This is a genomic window from Algoriphagus sp., from assembly GCF_039969895.1.
Taxonomy (GTDB): Bacteria; Bacteroidota; Bacteroidia; order Cytophagales; family Cyclobacteriaceae; genus Algoriphagus.
The window spans coordinates 106,132-123,150 of the sequence record NZ_JBDVMZ010000004.1 but is presented as its reverse complement, the minus strand read 5'-3'; the positions used below and the strand labels follow the sequence as shown (position 1 = coordinate 123,150).

14 protein-coding genes and 1 riboswitch are annotated in these 17,019 nt (G+C 41.3%); of the genes, 11 read left to right on the top strand and 3 right to left on the bottom strand.

Annotation, left to right across the window (positions count from 1 at the left end; genetic code table 11):
• Positions 1-42: 42 nt before the first annotated feature.
• Positions 43-1,128 carry a PmoA family protein gene (locus ABJH64_RS01560; protein WP_348276778.1) on the top strand — a complete coding sequence of 362 codons (1,086 nt, stop codon included), beginning with the start codon at positions 43-45 and terminating at the stop codon, positions 1,126-1,128.
• Positions 1,129-1,319: 191 nt separating this feature from the next.
• Here the strand turns inward: ABJH64_RS01560 and aceK are convergent, their stop codons facing one another.
• Positions 1,320-3,047, bottom strand: coding sequence for a bifunctional isocitrate dehydrogenase kinase/phosphatase (gene aceK / locus ABJH64_RS01555; RefSeq protein WP_348276779.1), 1,728 nt, complete (start codon positions 3,045-3,047; stop codon positions 1,320-1,322).
• A 314-nt stretch (positions 3,048-3,361) separates the two neighbouring features.
• On the opposite strand from aceK, the gene ABJH64_RS01550 reads away from it, so the two are divergent.
• From ABJH64_RS01550 to ABJH64_RS01535, 4 genes are read left to right on the top strand one after another with little or no spacing between them, the layout of a single operon-like run.
• A complete protein-coding gene (locus ABJH64_RS01550) occupies positions 3,362-4,045 on the top strand; it encodes a hypothetical protein (protein WP_348276780.1) in 684 nt (227 codons plus the stop codon).
• Between the two features lies 1 nt (position 4,046).
• Positions 4,047-4,685: a CoA pyrophosphatase gene (locus tag ABJH64_RS01545; RefSeq protein ID WP_348276781.1), complete on the top strand. Its 639-nt coding sequence runs from the start codon at positions 4,047-4,049 to the stop codon at positions 4,683-4,685.
• A gap of 56 nt (positions 4,686-4,741) precedes the next feature.
• On the top strand, positions 4,742-5,995 hold the full coding sequence (locus ABJH64_RS01540; RefSeq protein WP_348276782.1) for a DUF819 family protein: 1,254 nt from the start codon (positions 4,742-4,744) through the stop codon (positions 5,993-5,995).
• Positions 5,995-6,237 (top strand): (2Fe-2S) ferredoxin domain-containing protein, encoded by a 243-nt coding sequence (locus tag ABJH64_RS01535; RefSeq protein ID WP_348276783.1) that lies wholly within the window; start codon positions 5,995-5,997, stop codon positions 6,235-6,237. Before ABJH64_RS01540 ends, ABJH64_RS01535 begins: the two co-directional genes overlap by 1 nt.
• Positions 6,238-6,255: 18 nt before the next feature.
• Here ABJH64_RS01535 and ABJH64_RS01530 read toward each other — a convergent pair whose 3' ends face one another.
• Entirely contained in the window at positions 6,256-6,576 is a 321-nt protein-coding gene (locus ABJH64_RS01530; RefSeq protein ID WP_348276784.1) for a YbjQ family protein, read from the bottom strand.
• 226 nt (positions 6,577-6,802) lie between these two features.
• Here ABJH64_RS01530 and ABJH64_RS01525 point away from each other — a divergent pair, with 226 nt between their 5' ends.
• The 5 genes from ABJH64_RS01525 to metF all read left to right on the top strand — a co-directional run bounded on the left by ABJH64_RS01525 (position 6,803) and on the right by metF (position 15,070).
• Positions 6,803-8,734 (top strand): ATP-binding protein, encoded by a 1,932-nt coding sequence (locus tag ABJH64_RS01525; protein WP_348276785.1) that lies wholly within the window; start codon positions 6,803-6,805, stop codon positions 8,732-8,734.
• A 68-nt stretch (positions 8,735-8,802) separates the two neighbouring features.
• Positions 8,803-10,119 carry a hypothetical protein gene (locus ABJH64_RS01520; protein ID WP_348276786.1) on the top strand — a complete coding sequence of 439 codons (1,317 nt, stop codon included), beginning with the start codon at positions 8,803-8,805 and terminating at the stop codon, positions 10,117-10,119.
• Positions 10,120-10,209: 90 nt separating this feature from the next.
• A riboswitch (SAM riboswitch) is annotated at positions 10,210-10,311 on the top strand.
• Positions 10,312-10,369: 58 nt separating this feature from the next.
• Positions 10,370-11,419, top strand: coding sequence for a homocysteine S-methyltransferase family protein (locus ABJH64_RS01515; protein WP_348276787.1), 1,050 nt, complete (start codon positions 10,370-10,372; stop codon positions 11,417-11,419).
• Between the two features lie 4 nt (positions 11,420-11,423).
• A complete protein-coding gene (metH, locus tag ABJH64_RS01510; protein ID WP_348276788.1) occupies positions 11,424-14,120 on the top strand; it encodes a methionine synthase in 2,697 nt (898 codons plus the stop codon).
• A complete protein-coding gene (gene metF / locus ABJH64_RS01505; RefSeq protein WP_348276789.1) occupies positions 14,117-15,070 on the top strand; it encodes a methylenetetrahydrofolate reductase [NAD(P)H] in 954 nt (317 codons plus the stop codon). The genes metH and metF overlap by 4 nt, the downstream gene beginning before the upstream one ends.
• Positions 15,071-15,299: 229 nt before the next feature.
• On the opposite strand, the gene ABJH64_RS01500 is transcribed toward metF, so the two are convergent.
• Positions 15,300-15,827 carry a hypothetical protein gene (locus ABJH64_RS01500; protein ID WP_348276790.1) on the bottom strand — a complete coding sequence of 176 codons (528 nt, stop codon included), beginning with the start codon at positions 15,825-15,827 and terminating at the stop codon, positions 15,300-15,302.
• Positions 15,828-16,162: 335 nt separating this feature from the next.
• On the opposite strand from ABJH64_RS01500, the gene ABJH64_RS01495 reads away from it, so the two are divergent.
• Entirely contained in the window at positions 16,163-17,014 is an 852-nt protein-coding gene (locus ABJH64_RS01495) for a hydroxymethylglutaryl-CoA lyase (protein WP_348276791.1), read from the top strand.
• Positions 17,015-17,019 lie beyond the last annotated feature (5 nt).

The following is a 17,019-nucleotide window of genomic DNA, read 5'->3' as shown; positions in this document are numbered from 1 at the left end:
CCTTGGATTACAAAACCATTTTTATAAAAACGAATTAATAGCATGAAAAAACATAAACAAAAACTATTCAGCTTGACTGCATTAATGACGCTAGTATCAATCACTTTTGGCAGTTATGGAAGTGTGGAAAATCATGGAACTGTAGCAGCCTACGAAGAAATGAAAAATAGAATAGAATTAGTCCGAGACGATGCTGCTCAGAAAGTGGACGTTATTATCGATGGGGAATTTTTCACCTCCTATATCTATGCAGACTCTCTGGAGAAGCCTGTGTTATATCCTATCAATACCGCAAATGGTACGGCTATCACCAGGGGCTGGCCTGTAGCACCTAGACCAGGGGAACGGGTGGATCATCCGCATCATTTGGGACTTTGGTTTAACTATGGGGATGTGAATGGTTTAGATTTTTGGAATAATTCCTCTGCAATCAAAGACAAGACGAACTACGGTCGAATCATTCACAAGTCCATAAACTCAATAAAAAGCGGGAATAAGGAAGGTACCTTAGAAGTCAGCTCGGATTGGGTGAATAGCAAAGGTGAAGTCCTATTAACTGAGAAAACGACCTTTATTTTCAGAGGCAAAGATGACCAGAGAAGCATAGATCGGATAGCTACTCTCACCGCCTCAACTGGCGAAGTGAAAATGACTGATAATAAGGAAGGCATGCTCGGACTTCGTACAGCGAGACAGCTGGAGCATCCATCGAACAAACCTGAGATTTTCACGGATGCCTCAGGCAAAGCTACCGGAGTACCCACGATGAACAATGAAGGAATCACCGGTCTGTATTTAAGTAGTAAGGGGGTAAAGGGAGATGATGTCTGGGGAACCAGAGGCGATTGGGTTAGTTTGACAGGCAAAATCAATGAGGAAAATATTTCGGTTGCTATTCTGGATTATCCTTCGAATCCAGGGTTCCCAACTTACTGGCACGCGCGAGGTTATGGCTTGTTTGCTGCAAATCCTTTAGGTCAAAAAGCCTTAAGTAGCGGGAAAGAGGAGCTAAACTTCAAACTTGCAAAAGGTGAATCGACGACTTTCAAGTATAGAATTATCATTTACTCGAATGAAAGCGTGTCTGAAGATCAGGTAAACAAGGATTATAAAGAATGGGTGAAGTAATTAGGCGTAATTAAACGAAACGCGAAGTCAGGAATTATATCATTTAATAATCCTGTCAAAAGGGAGTTGAATTCACCTCAACTCCCTTTTGCTTTTTTGGAAGGGAAATCCTGAAGTCAAGGTCCAGAGTAGCTTTGTATTGAGATTAGCGTGAAGAATTATCAAAAAAGCATTACAAATCGAATAAGGTGCTAAATCATTTCCGTAGGCCTGAACCTAATCTCGTTGGGGTAGGGGAATGCATGTATGAGCTCACCATTTTTGATTTTCCCCTGCACCTCCTGCCAATATTTCGGATCAAATAAGTCATGGTGATAAGAGAGAAAGTGCTCTTTGAGGTCATTTCTACCAATCATCCACCGTTTGAAATCTTCAGGGAACACATCGTTTTTGGCTATGGAATACCAAGGCTCAGGCGCATAGATTTGCTCGTAAGTTTCAGCTTTTGGCTTTTCCCTGAAATTCATATCAGTCAAAAATTCGATCTCATCGTAGTCATAAAATATCACTCGCTTTTGCCGGGTAAGCCCAAAGTTTTTGGTCATCATGTCACCAGGGAAAATATTTGCCTGAGCCAGCTGGAGTATAGCTCGGCCATAGTCTTCCACGGCTTTTATCCCATCTTCCGTACTACAGTGTCCCAAGAAGATGTTTAAAGGTTCCATTCTTCTCTCAGTGTATAAATGCTTAATAATTAGGTGTGAATCAGTGATCTTGAGAAGAGAGTTACAGGTTTTTCTAAGTTCAACCATCAAGTCTGAACTGATTCGGTCGATAGGAATTCTGAAGTATTCAAACTCATGAGTATCGGCCATCCTTCCCACGCGGTCATGGAGCGACACTAGTTTGTATTTTTCCCGTACCTCCTGTCGGGTCATGTTTTTGGGAGGTTCAAAATGATCCTTTATCAACTTGAATACTATATTCAAGGAAGGTAGTGTAAACACCGTCATTACCATGCCCTTGATCCCCGCCGCAACTTCAAACGAATCCTTACTGGCATCTAGATGATGAAGAAAATCCCGGTAAAAAAGGGTTTTTCCATGCTTGTTGAATCCAATTGCATTGTAGAGTTCATGGATTTTCTTTTGAGGTATCACGGAACTCAGGAAGCTGACCACCTGAGAAGGAACTTCAGCTTCCACCAAAAAGTACGAACGAGTGAAGCTGAACATGCTACTCATTAGGTTTGGGTCAAAAATCAACGTATCCACAAATACACCTTTTTCCCCATTTACCACTGGAATGATGAAGGGCATCCATTTATGACCTAAAAAAGTCCGTCCAATCAAATATGCCGCCTTGTTTCTATAAAAGACAGATTTTAGAATTTGTGTTTTTGTTTCTGGCCCGACTCTGTACCTCGTTAGAATTACTTTTTTGACACTAGCTATTAGGAACTTTATGTCTTGCTCTTTGTCCATAAAAGGTGCTCCAAAATCGTAATCATCCAGGATCTGCCGTATGTTTTGCTCCAGCCCCAAAAATGAAGGGTAGGTTCTTACTAATTCCTCCGAAGCTGTGACCACACAGGAATCAAAGCCTTCCATGACAAACATTAGCTCTTCATCGATGGTCATTTTTGGATAGGCTTTTCTTATCACCGAGTTGAAGAATGTTTCGGCTAATTCAATATCCGGTCTCTTTGAAATCAGCGATTGGTATTCACTTTTGATTTTTTTCCAGCTCTCCGCATCAGCATTTCTGTTGCCGAGGATGTGAGAGCATTCGGCCGCTAATGGGAATAGTAAGTCCTTATAGAGCCTAAGTCTTTGTTTATGGTTGAGGTGTGTTGCGAGCCAGGCTTTTTCGCTGAAATACTTGGGTGCAAGACGGGTGTAAGTATTAAATAGCTCCATGTAGGTGATGAAGCCATTTTGAATTTTCTGTGCGAGTAAAATTGCTAGGTCTGCAGCCATAAATTGTAATTCATTCGAACTTAAAGAAAAGCTAAAATTTGAGTCAAAAAAAATCATCATGCACTAGAATTAAAATACATTGATTTCTAGAGGTTTATCTTCTCTGTACTCTGAGGAAATAAAATTTCGAAAATCTTTCGCAATCGATTGTTTGGAGTATGCGAAAACATTTTCTAATTTTCGCAGGTATTCATAAACGAATATCTACAATAGGTTTAATAGGTTTGAGAGCAGGAAAAGGTTGGGACAATGTCTCAACCTTTTTTGTTTTTCGGTTGTCAAGACTTAGCTTAACCTTCTCAAATAAAAACTACATGAGGATTCCCTTATTTACTTCTAAAACCTTGGCTTCGGTGGTTGCTGCTGGTTTTCTATTTTTTGCATGTGATCCAAAGGGAAAAAGTGAAGAAGAGGTTTCAGAGACTGTTTCGATTGATGAAGAAGAGTTAAACCGAAGTAAAGCGCAAATAGGTGAAGGGTTGTCACAAATAAAGAATTGGCATTCACACTGGAGCAATGAACTGGGAGAGTTAGGTCCAGAGCAATTTGAGCTAATGATGACTGATTCTATCAATCCGATGGAAATGCCCGAACGAAACCCGATTCTAAAAGATGATCCGCTTTTTCCTTACCAATTTCCTCATCCGGCAGGCAATGGAACGATAGATATTTACAGTTATAAAGTGGAGGCACAGGATGCTTTAGATGAACCCTTCCTGAATCCCGACTCAGAAGTCGTGTGGTATCGGGAAGACGGGATGAAGGAGCGTCTGCTCTTTATGGGGCCTTCGGGAATGTTCGAGGATGGAATGTGGCTAAATGAACAGGAATTTTTAGTCTTTGGATTTTTTCAGGAAGAAGTTGGTTATAGACCTATGGCCTGGCTGATTAATGTGGAAGATCACGAGTTGAAGCAATTTCGTTTTTCCAAAGTTTCCCAGAATTATGAGCCGCAGTCTTATATCAATGCTAAAATCAAGCAGGTAGATTTGGGCTAATATGGATTTCAAGAGCGTACTGGATTTGCTAGTAAAAGGAATGAAACACCCTCTTCCAGGCAAAGCAGCGCAGCTTTCCATGTCGCCACATCCTGTGGATAGCAGAAGATTTGACTCCAATCTCCCGCCAAATCACCGAAAAGGCTCTGTATTGATTTTGCTTTTTCCGAAGGAAGACAAAGCTTTTTTCCCTCTTATCAAAAGACCTGAATACCCTGGAGTCCATAGTGGGCAGATCGCCTTTCCGGGAGGAAAAATGGAGGTTGACGATGTGGATGAAATAGACACAGCACTCAGGGAAGCTTGGGAAGAGGTTGGGATTTTACCTGAGCAAGTGAATTTGATTGGCCGTATGAGTGATCTATTTATTCCCACGAGTAATTTTCTAGTGACACCAGTTTTGGGGTATTCTGAGGTAATCCCGGACTTTGTTCCTGAGGAAAAAGAGGTTGCCAGGATCATTCAAGCTGCAGTCAGTACACTGTATGAGCCCAGCTTACGCAAACAGAAAATTTTAGAGTTCAGTGATAATTTTCGACTGGATACGCCATATTTTGAAGTGGACAGAGAAATGGTCTGGGGAGCTACCGCGATGATTATTAGTGAATTATTGCAGATTTTGGAAAACGGCAGGACTTAGGCTTTGGGCTTTTCGGTCTTTTGTTGGTATTGTTGTAATCGAATGATCTAGAATTCATGGAAGAACATACCCCTTTACTGACTAATGATGCAGTGGTCTTTGGACTGTTGATGGCCATACTTGCGCTGATTTTTGTTTCCTCATCAAGCGAAAAACCCTTTTGGAAAAAATTCTACGGGGTAGTTCCTACTGTTTTGCTCTGCTATTTTATTCCTGCGCTAGCCAATTCATTCGGACTGATTTCGGGGGAGAGTTCTTCTCTTTATAAGGTTGCCAGTAGGTATTTGCTACCGGCATCTTTAGTGCTATTCACGATTAGTATTGATATCAAAGGAATTTTAAAATTAGGACCAAAGGCGTTGACGATGTTTTTGGCAGGAACCCTTGGGATCATGCTGGGTGGGCCGTTGGCATTGCTGACGGTGGGTACATTATTTCCAGACTTACTGGGAGGTAGTGGTCCTGATGAGGTATGGCGAGGACTATCGACCATCGCGGGATCATGGATTGGAGGCGGTGCTAATCAGACTGCTATGTTGGAGGTTTTCGGGCCAAGTCCGGCGCTTTTCAGCCAAATGATCGCAGTGGATGTGCTCGTAGCAAATCTCTGGATGGCAGTGTTGCTCTATTGGGCTGCCAAGCCGGAGAAAATTGATTCCTTGTTCAAAGCGGATAGTACTAAAATCTACGAGCTTCGAGATAAAATAGAAGAATTCAGAAAAGGATTGATGCGAATTCCAACACTTTCAGATACGATGATTATTTTAGGTGTAGGGTTTGGTGTCACTGGATTTGCGCACCTTTTGGCTGATTACATAGCTCCATACATAGGAGAAAACTATCCCAATTTGAAGCAATTCTCTCTAGATTCAGCCTTTTTCTGGATCGTAGTGATTGCCACTACGGCTGGTCTAATGCTTTCATTCACCAAAGCTAGAAAGCTAGAAGGTGCAGGAGCATCTCGAATGGGGAGCACGCTGCTGTATGTGCTGATTGCTACTATAGGTATGCAGATGGATTTGGGAGCAGTATTGGACAATCCACTTTTGTTTGTAGTCGGAATTGTCTGGATGTTTTTCCATATTTTGATCATGTTAATCGTGGCCTATTTGATCAAAGCTCCGTTTTTTTATGTGGCAGTTGGATCTCAGGCCAATGTAGGTGGGGCAGCATCAGCACCAATTGTAGCAGCAGCTTTTGATGCGTCTCTAGCGCCCGTGGGAGTTTTGCTGGCAGTGCTGGGATATGCCGCAGGAACTTATGGAGCCTATCTTTGTGGATTGATGATGCAAGCAATCTCTGTGGGCTAATGAAACATGTCAGAAAATTAGTTTTTATCTGTACCGGATCTGACTGTAAAAAGGCTGGAGCCAAAAAGCTGTCCAAGGACCTGAAGGGTTTGACTGATGAAGGTGACTTGAAAGGAAGCTGCAAATTCATCAAAACAAAATGCATGGATATGTGCAAAACTGCGCCGAATGTAATCGTAGGGGATTATTTCTGTAAAAAAACTTCAGCTCCAAAAGTACTAGACCAACTAAAAAAGTCCTGATTTCTCAGGACTTTCGGTTTAGTGTTTTACTACTTTCACAGCCGTACCGCTCGCGGTGACCATGAGCATTCCGTCCCGTATAGTTTCGTAGTCCAGGTCAATTCCAATTATTGCATTGGCTCCAAAGGCTCTAGCCTGCATCTCCATTTCGGCCATTGCAGTAGCTTTCGCTTCTCTGAGTACCCGCTCATAAGCTGAGGATCTTCCTCCTACGATGTCAGTGATACTGGCGAAAAAGTCTTTAAATACGTTTGCTCCGATAATGGTTTCCCCAGATACAATTCCCAGGTACTGTTCCACACTGAATCCATCAAGTGTGTTAGTGGTGGTTACGATCATAGTAATAAGCTTGTAGTTTACGTTTTATCTGATTTTAGATTTTATTGAAATATGCGTAAGTAGCCCTTTGGGCTTCCCTAATTAACCAAGTAGATTTTAATTAAACTAGACTTAGCTTAATTTGATATGGTAACTAATTATTTTTCATTGGAAATTTTAATGATATTGGATTATTGATTTACCCATCCACGATTCTTGGAATCAAAGATTTCTTGATAAGCGTACTATGATTAGATTTAATCAATTTGACATTTCTGATGTTTTTAATGAAATCCAGAGTCCTTTATTGATATTTGATTCTGAGGAGATCTTATTTTTTAACTCCTATTTCAAAAATAATTTTAAGTCAATTTCAGAGGTTTGGCGCGAGGTAGTCGAAGATTCGGAATTGGTGAAATCACTCGATGGATTCTTTGAATCAGGTGCGGTGCCGATGACTACTGAGATACCACAATTGAAGCCTAAAATATCCGATAGCTATTACTATGAGTGGACCTTCACAAATCTTCCTTCTAGTTATTCCGATAGGTTTTTGATAGTCCTAGGCCATGGAGTGAAAAAAGTTAGTGAAAACAGCAATCAGAAGTCAATACCTAAAGAAGGCTACTTGAGGTCTGAAGAAAAATACAGAACGCTAGTAGAAGAATCGACGGAAATTATTTTTTCACTTTCTGACACCCTTAATATTGACTATATCTCCCCAAACATCAACCAATTTGTCGGCTATGAAGCAGAGGCGGTGATCGGCACAAGTATTATAGACTACCTCAATCCCGAAGATTTGGATGCATTCCAATCTGTAGTTGGAGATGTCAATGATTTTTTGGCAGAAAACCAATACCTGGAATTCCGAATTAAGCATATCAATGGGGAGTATAGAGTTTTTGGGTCTAATGGACGAATGGTGTTGGAAAGGGAGACCAATAGGAGGCTTTATATTGGGGTAGCCAGAGATATTACTGAGCTAAAACAAATTCAAAAGGATCTCTTTCATGCGAAGGAAAAGGCAGAGCAGGCTTCCATGGCCAAATCCCAATTTCTTTCGATCATGAGTCATGAGATCAGAACTCCTATGAATGCTGTGATCGGATTGGCGCATTTGCTGATGGATGATAATCCTCGTCCAGATCAAATGGAAAACCTGAAGACTTTGCAATTTTCTGCCGAGAATCTAATGGAGCTAATCAATGATATTCTAGATTTTACAAAAATTGAATCTGGCAAGATTGAGTTGGAACAAGCTTCCCTTGATCTGAGAGAAATAGTCAATCGGATAGTCCACTCTTACAGTTTTCAGGCTAAAGAGAAAGGATTATTTATCTCTACAGAAATCGACGGTGAAATTCCTCACAGGTTGAAGGGAGATTCGGTGAGGATCAGTCAGATGCTTAACAATTTGCTTTCTAATGCAATCAAATTTACTGCTAAAGGTCACGTGAAAGTTATTTTAAAGCAGGTGGCTTTGCATGGAGAAGCCTGTCAAATAAACTTTAAAATTGAGGATACAGGCATAGGAATTCCTAAGGATAAGATGAGTTCTATTTTTGAAGCTTTCACGCAAGCTTCATCTTCCACTACTCGTAAATTTGGAGGAACGGGCTTGGGATTAGCAATTGTGAAAAGATTAGTAGAACTTCACGAATCTAAAATCCAAGTAACTTCTAGTCCCGGTGTAGGAACTATTTTTGATTTTACGTTGAACTTTATCTGTGTGGAAAAAACTAGCTATGCTCAATCAAAAGAGCTAGAGCCCAATACTAAATCTCTTCAACAAGCCGCCATTTTGGTGGCAGAGGATAATCTGGTCAATCAGATTTTGATCAAAAAATTCCTTAATAAATGGCAAGTTGGTAATCTTGTTATCGCCTCAGACGGTCAAGAAGCCATTATTAGGTTCGAAGAAGGACAATTTGACCTAATACTTTTAGATATTCAAATGCCGGAGATGGATGGATTTGAAGTGGCTAGAAGAATTCGTCAGCATGAGGACTCTTCTAAAAATAAAACTCCGATATTAATACTCTCTGCCACATCTTTTCATGAAATAAAAGATGAAATGATGGAGTCAGGAATCAATGATTTTATAGAAAAACCCTTTTCACCGGACGGTCTTTATACTAAGTTGACAGAATATTTGAATTGGAAAGAAGAGGATTGAGGTAGGTTTAGCATTAATTTTGCCTGTCAGGGAAAGGATTGCCCAGCTAAATACAAATCGACTATTCAATGCCTTTTTTTTATAGAGTTTTACTACTGTTATTTTTCTTTTTAAGCACCATTGAGCTTCGGGCTCAACAGTTACTGACCAAGCGATCAACCTTTTATGCCTTGGTAGGAACCTCTGGAGGTAAACTTAACCAGTTTGACAACATGCTTGCGGAGCGAGGATTATCTGGTATAAGGAATAGATATAGGACTATTGGACTGGGATATCAAGCTAGAATAAATGATTTCGTTCTAGGGTTAGATGTATTGCACAATCGAGGAGGAGTGAGCGAGTTCGATGATTTTTCTATGAATTATAGAACCTCACGCGCATTATTGAATATTGGATATGCTTTTACCGAAGAGTCTCGCTTTCAATTGATCCACTACATGTCTTTGGGGGTGGGTTTTTTGAATTTTCAGATGATTCCAACGGATCGTCCAGAAGATTTAGCTTTCTTTTTGGCAAATCCCGAGCAAGGATTTGTACTTAGGAAAAAGGATATCCAAAAGGGTACTTTTAATTATGGGAATTTCTTAACAGAGATTGGTTTTCAGTTAAGCTATGATTTTGATTTGCCTAACAGACCTGAGGCTATACAAATCATCTCCAAATTAGGCTATTCCTTTAGCCCCTTGCAAGGCAAATGGGAGATGAATGGGATTAATTTTGACAATACACAAAGTGGAGCTTTTGTAAGAATTGGAGCGGGTATTTCCCTTCCAGATCGCAACTTCTTTTATAAGGATGCAAGTATTGGTGTTTCGATTATTCGTGGAATTCACTTCACCAATGCAGATGAGTTCAATGCTGAATTAGAAAAAGCTGGGCTCAACCCATTGGAAGGAATGCCTTCCAACTGGGGGCTAAGGATTCTTGGAAATACAGAAAGAATACTCTACGGTGCTGAGTTGTACAATTTAGCTTTGAAAGGTGATGCCACTAGTGAGAAAGATCATTCCCTCAATAGTTTGAGAGTATATGGAAATGTGGGATTCAATTTGATTGAATTTAGAAATTTTGGATTGGGCGCTTTGGCTGGCTTGGGTTATGGTAATATTCGCTACTCACTTTTGACTAATGACAAGCCGGATTTCCCTGAGCTTTTCGAACAGCGATACTACGATGGTTATTTGAAAAATAGTGGTCTAATGATAAAACCAGAGGTATTTGCTGAGTATGGGTTGCCTATGACCAAGCGCAAACTTTTTGATTTGGTATTCACAGCAGCTGCCGGCTACGAAGTTCCATTAGGCAAGTACAAGTTAGGGGATTTGAGTATGACAGAATTTATGGCTGGTCCATACCTAAGATTTGGGGTTGGAGTTAGGCCGTGATATTGCTCTTTTGACAATTTAATTCGTCATTAGCTAAGTCCTTTTAGGTAATTCTCCTGTTTTATTATCAAAATGCTATTAACTTTGGGCAGCTTATCGAGAAAGACCGAGGGAAGGGCCCTATGACGTCTTAGCAACCTTTAATCAAAGGTGCTAACTCCCATCTCGATTTTAATCGGGAACAGATGAGCGGACAAAGTACCAGTACTTTTATCCGTGTTTTGCTCGATAAGCTTTTGAGAAAAGAATTATGCAAAACAGAACGGAATCACTACTTCAACAACTTTCACGGCGTATTTTGATACTTGATGGTGCCATGGGTACTATGATTCAAAGGTATTCATTGACCGAGGAAGATTTTCGCACCCCAGCATTGGCTAGCCATCCCAAGTCACTCAAAGGAAATAATGACCTGTTGTCGCTCAGTAAACCTCAAATCATCAAGGATATTCATGCGGAGTATTTTAAAGCCGGGGCAGATATTATCGAGACAAATACTTTCTCTGCCACGACTATAGCACAGGCAGATTATGACCTTTCCCATTTGGCATATGAGATCAATTTGGAATCAGCCAAACTAGCAAGAGAAGTAGCGGATGAATTCACTTCGAAAAACCCTGACAAACCTCGCTTTGTAGCAGGAGCAATCGGCCCGACCAATAGAACTGCTTCTCTTTCTCCAGATGTGAATGACCCGGGCTATCGCGCGATCACGTTTGACCAGCTGGCAGATGCCTATGCAGAGCAAGTGAGAGGTTTGCTGGACGGTGGTGTTGATATTATTTTAGTTGAGACGATTTTTGACACGCTGAATGCCAAAGCGGCTCTTTATGCCATTCAGGATGTATATGAAGAGAGAAATATTCCTTTGGATCCAAAGGAGGGTGGTATTCCAATTATGATTTCGGGCACGATTACCGATGCATCAGGTCGTACTCTTTCAGGTCAGACTACTGAAGCCTTTTTGATTTCAATTTCTCACGTGCCTTTACTTTCCGTGGGATTGAATTGTGCTTTGGGAGCAAAGGAATTGCGACCTTATTTGAAGGTTTTAGCTAATAAATCACCCTTTCATGTGAGTGCCTATCCGAATGCAGGTTTGCCAAACGAGTTTGGACAATATGACCAAGGAGCAAATGAAATGGCTGACCAGGTCAGGGATTTTTTGAAAGAAGGAATGCTGAATATCCTAGGAGGCTGCTGTGGAACTACGCCAGAGCATATCTCTGCATTGGCACATATGGCTGCCAATTTTCAGCCTAGAAAATTACAAGAAGAATTAGAAGAAACGTTGGACTGAGAAGATGGCAAGAACTAATTACATGAAACTATCCGGCTTAGAGCCGCTGGTTTTTACCCCCGAGATCAATTTTGTCAACATAGGCGAGCGAACCAACATCACAGGTTCGAAGAAATTTGCACGCTTGATTTTGAATGGAAATTACGATGAAGCGCTGGAAGTTGCCTTAGATCAGGTACGCGGCGGAGCGCAGATTCTAGATGTCTGTATGGACGAAGGAATGCTTGACGGAGAATTTGCGATGGTCAAATTTTTGAACTTGATTGCTTCAGAGCCTGAGATCTCCCGAATTCCAATCATGATCGATAGCTCGAAGTGGAAGATTATCGTAGCTGGATTGAAATGCGTGCAAGGAAAAGGAATTGTAAATTCAATTTCTTTGAAAAACGGAGAAGAGGAATTTATCCAGCAAGCGAAAACTGTCAAGAAATTCGGAGCGGCCGTAGTGGTGATGGCTTTTGATGAAAAAGGTCAAGCCGACACCTACGATAGAAGAATTGAGATCTGTGAGAGAAGTTATAGAATCTTGGTAGATCAGGTAAAATTCAATCCTCAGGACATCATCTTTGATCCGAATATTTTCCCTGTTGCTACAGGAATGGATGAGCATCGCAAGAATGCACTTGACTTTTTCAATGCTACCAAATGGATAAAAGCAAACCTTCCCGGCGCAAAAGTCAGCGGTGGCGTAAGTAATGTTAGTTTTTCATTCAGAGGAAATAATCCTGTGAGAGAAGCTATGCATGCCGCATTTCTTTACCATGCCATCAAAAGTGGAATGGATATGGGGATAGTGAATCCGACCATGTTGGAGGTTTACGATGATATTCCAAAGGATCTACTTGAGCGTGTAGAAGACGTACTATTTGATAGAAGGGAGGACGCTACTGAGCGCATGCTAGAATTTGCTGAAACGGTAAAATCTGCTGATAAAAAGGAAGTAGTAAATGAGGCTTGGCGTTCGCAACCAGTGGCCAAGCGTATGGAGCATGCCTTGGTAAAGGGGATCTTGGATTACATCATCGAGGATACGGAGGAAGCCAGGATAGCGCTGAACAATCCGCTCAAAGTCATTGAAGGTCCTTTGATGGACGGAATGAACGTGGTAGGTGATCTTTTTGGTGAAGGCAAAATGTTCCTTCCTCAAGTAGTGAAATCTGCCCGGGTGATGAAAAAAGCTGTGGCTTATTTGGAACCATTCATGCCATTACCTGAAGAAGGTCAGGAAGCTTCCTCTTTGAAAAAAATCCTTTTGGCTACGGTCAAAGGTGATGTGCATGATATAGGAAAGAATATTGTAGGCGTAGTGTTAGCTTGCAATAGCTACCAAATCATTGATCTAGGTGTAATGGTTGATGCCCAGAAAATCATAGACGAAGCCGTAAAGAATAAAGTTGATATTATCGGACTCAGTGGGTTGATCACGCCTTCTTTGGATGAGATGGTAAATGTCGCTGCTGAGATGGAGCGACAAGGAATCAACATACCATTGCTTATCGGAGGCGCTACGACATCGCGAATTCACACGGCAGTAAAGATAGACCCTGTTTATAGCGGAACTGTAGTACATGTGATGGATGCGAGTAAGTCTGTTCCTATAGCAGGTGAGGCAATTTCTGAGGAGACTAAGGAAGCTTACCGATTGAAATACAAGGAACTATACGCTCAGCTTCGAATGGACCACGAGGCTAAGCAATCGGTGAAACAATTAGTGTCTTATCAGGAGGCTAAAGCTAACCCGGTGGAAATTGATTGGAATTCTTATACCCCAGTTGTGCCCAAGAAACTCGGCAGGACGGTATTAAAAGAGCTGGATTTGAACGAAGTTCGAAAGTACATTGACTGGACTCCGTTCTTTAGCACCTGGATGCTGAGCGGGAAATTCCCTAAGATTTTCTCTGACCCTGTGGTAGGAGGCGAGGCTAGAAAACTCTATGACGAAGCCAATGTGATGCTTGATAAAGTAATTGCTGAGAAGTGGCTTTCTGCAAATGCTGTTTTTGGCCTTTATCCAGTTCAGAGAGCTGAGGACGATGTATTGGTATTCGATGAGAAGGGTAATAGGGTAGGGACTTTCCACTTTTTGCGTCAGCAAGGAAAAAAGGGAAAAGGTGTACCAAATCGTTCTCTGGCTGATTACCTGCATCCAGCTGAGCAAGATTACCTAGGTTGCTTTGCGGTGACTTCAGGAATAGGTATGGAGCCAAAACTGGCCGAATTCCAGAAAGCAGGAGATGACTACAATGACATCATGTTCAAATCCATAGCAGATCGACTGGCTGAGGCTACCGCAGAATACCTTCATGAGCGCGTGCGGAAAGAGTATTGGGGCTATGCACCTGATGAGAATTTGGAAAATGACTCTTTGGTACGGGAAGAGTACTTGGGGATTAGGCCTGCGCCTGGCTACCCTGCTTGTCCCGAGCATTCTGAGAAAGCGACTATTTCCCGCCTTTTGAATATGGAAAATGAAGTTGGAATAGAACTTACTTCGAGTTTTGCCATGTACCCAACGTCTTCAGTTTCGGGATTTTTCTTTGGAAATCCTGAGAGTAAGTATTTCGGTTTGGGAAAAATAGGGGCAGATCAAGTAGGCAGCTATGCCGAAAGGAAGGGCATTTCCCTTCGTGATGCGGAGCGACTGCTTTCACCTAACTTGGCTTACACACCACAATTTACCTTGGTAGAAACAAACCTATGAAAATAACTGAACACCTGAATCAAGCGAAAAGCACGCTTTTTTCCTTTGAAATATTACCTCCTTTGAAAGGTCAAAGTTTGAAAGAATTACTCGAAGGGATTGCTCCTTTGATGGATTTCAAGCCTCCATTTGTAGATGTGACTTATCATAGAGAAGAGTTTATTTACAAAAAGCATCCAAATGGTCTGCTACAGAAAATCAGCACCAAAAAGCGTCCTGGAACAGTGGGGATTTGTGCGGCAATTATGAATCGTTTTCAATTGGATGCGGTACCTCATATTCTTTGTGGAGGGTTTACCAAAGAAGAAACAGAAAATGCGCTGATTGACCTCAATTTTATCGGTGTGGAGAATGTACTTGCCCTTCGCGGCGATGCACCCAAAACTGAAGGCAAATTTATCCCGGAGGAAAATGGACACGGATTTGCCAGCGAACTGGTAGAGCAGATCAAACGGATGAATGAAGGTCGATACCTTCATGAGGAAACAGAAATTGGCTTCCAAACAGATTTTTGTGTGGGAGTGGCTGGATATCCTGAGAAGCACTTTGAGGCTCCATCCTTGAGATTTGATCTAAAGAACTTGAAGGAAAAAGTGAACAAAGGAGCTGAGTACATTGTAACTCAGATGTTTTTTGACAATGAGAAGTATTTCAAGTTTGTCGATGATGTACGTGCTGCTGGTATCACTGTACCAATTATCCCTGGTATCAAGCCGATCACCACATTGGGTCAGATCACGATGTTACCCCGAACTTTCTTCCTGGACTTGCCAGATCCTCTGATGGATGAGCTGGAGAAGTGTAAAACCAACGCGGAAGTAAAAGAAGTAGGGATAGAATGGTCGATTCAGCAGTCCAAAGAATTGGTGAAAAAAGGTGTTCCGTCACTTCATTTTTATACCATGAGCAAAGCAGATACGACGTATAAAATTGCGAAAGAAATATTCTAGATTTATGATCAATAAATACTTGTGATAAACAGAATAACGGGCTGATCTTCTCTTGGAAAAGAAGCTTTGAGAGCCGGCAAAAATTATCCTCATTCATGGACTCCCTACACCACAAATGGAGCAGCAGAAAAAACAATAACTAGACTGCCGGTAGTATTTAATTGGTGGGTTGGAAAAAAAATAAGGCCAAGAAATTGACCTTATTTTGTATTCTGAATGGATGGTTTGATTAATCTTTTTGAATGTTCATCGTGATTTCTTCGTACTTTCTTCTCGTTTCATCACTCAGTTTGTCGAAATTCTCATCGAGCCAGTTCAAGCTTTCTTTGGTAGCATCTTCTATATCGGCAGCTATTACTTTTGTGCCTTCCTTCATATCAGCTGAAGTTTTTCCCCACCAATTGTCCACGTTGTCCATGTGCATTTTGGCGGTCCTTTCGAAGTTCTCAGCTTCCGTTTTTGCGTTTTTTACGGCTACTTCATAGCGCTCTTCCAGCATTTCAATGTTATTATCCTCTATATCGAGGTCTTCGTAAACTTTTTCAGCTCTAGATTCTAAGCTGTCAAAACGCTCATCGATCATATCCCAATTATGAACAGGTGTCATCTTAACAGCGTTTTCTACGCTATCCACATAATTCTCCAGATTGTTGGTTACAGTCACTCGATCTGCTTCTGTATAGTTTTTTGTGTCGCAGGAGTACAACGTTACGGTTGCTACTACAGCTCCTAGTACTAATGTTGCTTTCGTTTTCATTTTTTGATTGGTTTGGTTAACAATTAAGATTTGATGGTTTATTTTCTTAATAGTAAACAAGACTGTTTCCAACCTTCATAAATAGAGCATTTTTGATTACTAATAGGGCTCAGATAGGCTTAAACAGGGATTTTAGATTATTCGGCTTATTGTAAGTGTAAACTATTTTTCCCCAAATCATGTGAATATTTACCCACCTTTTCCCTTATTAGTGCATTTTTGACTTGGGTAATTTGCCAGGATATTACGCCTTTTTCTAAGGTTTAGGGAAAAATAGCAGGAAGTACCACTTGCAAACTGCGACCTACTTAGTCATCTTTTGGTAACTTGGGCCTATGATTAAATTGATAGAATGTCCACGGGATGCAATGCAGGGGATTCCCGAATTTATAGATACCGCGATTAAAGCGGCTTACATCAATCAACTCTTGGAAGTTGGATTTGATACTGTCGATTTTGGAAGTTTTGTGAGTCCTAAGGCAATTCCTCAGATGCGGGATACAGCAGAAGTGTTAGACCTTCTGGATCTGCACAATTCAAAAAGTAAGCTTTTAGCTATAGTGGCGAACATGAGAGGAGCAGAGGATGCACTTCAATTTCCTCAGATAGATTTCCTGGGTTTTCCTCTTTCAGTTTCGGAGACTTTTCAGCAAAGAAATACCAATGCGAGTAGTAAGCAGGCCTTGGCGACTGTAGAAGAGATGCAAAATCTCTGTGAGGTGAAAGGCAAAACCTTGGTAACCTACCTGAGTATGGGTTTTGGGAATCCTTATGGAGATCCTTATTCTCCAGAGTTGGTAGCTGGCTTTGTGGAGAAATTGGATCAGTTGGGTGTGAAAATCATTTCTCTGTCGGACACGATTGGAGTGGCTGATCCTGAATTAATCACTAAGTTGCTCAGACTTCAGATTTCTGCTTTTCCTCATATTGAGTTTGGTGCACATCTACATAGTAGGGTAGAAGATATAGGGGAAAAAGTGCGTGCAGGTGCTAAAGCAGGGTGCAGAAGATTTGACGGGGCGCTTAAAGGATTTGGTGGTTGCCCGATGGCAAAAGATGAGTTGGTGGGCAATATGGCTACTGAGGTGATGATTGATACATTAGAATCCTCAGGATTTGATCTGAAGCTTAACAAAGCGGAATTCGCCGAGGCGATGAAGTTGGCTGGGTTTGTTTTTAATCCTTAAGTACG

Coding starts and splice junctions, on each gene's coding strand:
- ABJH64_RS01560 (WP_348276778.1), top strand. CDS start 43: ATGAAAAAACATAAACAAAAACTATTCAGCTTGACTGCATTAATGACG.
- aceK (WP_348276779.1), bottom strand. CDS start 3,047: ATGGCTGCAGACCTAGCAATTTTACTCGCACAGAAAATTCAAAATGGC.
- ABJH64_RS01550 (WP_348276780.1), top strand. CDS start 3,362: ATGAGGATTCCCTTATTTACTTCTAAAACCTTGGCTTCGGTGGTTGCT.
- ABJH64_RS01545 (WP_348276781.1), top strand. CDS start 4,047: ATGGATTTCAAGAGCGTACTGGATTTGCTAGTAAAAGGAATGAAACAC.
- ABJH64_RS01540 (WP_348276782.1), top strand. CDS start 4,742: ATGGAAGAACATACCCCTTTACTGACTAATGATGCAGTGGTCTTTGGA.
- ABJH64_RS01535 (WP_348276783.1), top strand. CDS start 5,995: ATGAAACATGTCAGAAAATTAGTTTTTATCTGTACCGGATCTGACTGT.
- ABJH64_RS01530 (WP_348276784.1), bottom strand. CDS start 6,576: ATGATCGTAACCACCACTAACACACTTGATGGATTCAGTGTGGAACAG.
- ABJH64_RS01525 (WP_348276785.1), top strand. CDS start 6,803: ATGATTAGATTTAATCAATTTGACATTTCTGATGTTTTTAATGAAATC.
- ABJH64_RS01520 (WP_348276786.1), top strand. CDS start 8,803: ATGCCTTTTTTTTATAGAGTTTTACTACTGTTATTTTTCTTTTTAAGC.
- ABJH64_RS01515 (WP_348276787.1), top strand. CDS start 10,370: ATGCAAAACAGAACGGAATCACTACTTCAACAACTTTCACGGCGTATT.
- metH (WP_348276788.1), top strand. CDS start 11,424: ATGGCAAGAACTAATTACATGAAACTATCCGGCTTAGAGCCGCTGGTT.
- metF (WP_348276789.1), top strand. CDS start 14,117: ATGAAAATAACTGAACACCTGAATCAAGCGAAAAGCACGCTTTTTTCC.
- ABJH64_RS01500 (WP_348276790.1), bottom strand. CDS start 15,827: ATGAAAACGAAAGCAACATTAGTACTAGGAGCTGTAGTAGCAACCGTA.
- ABJH64_RS01495 (WP_348276791.1), top strand. CDS start 16,163: ATGATTAAATTGATAGAATGTCCACGGGATGCAATGCAGGGGATTCCC.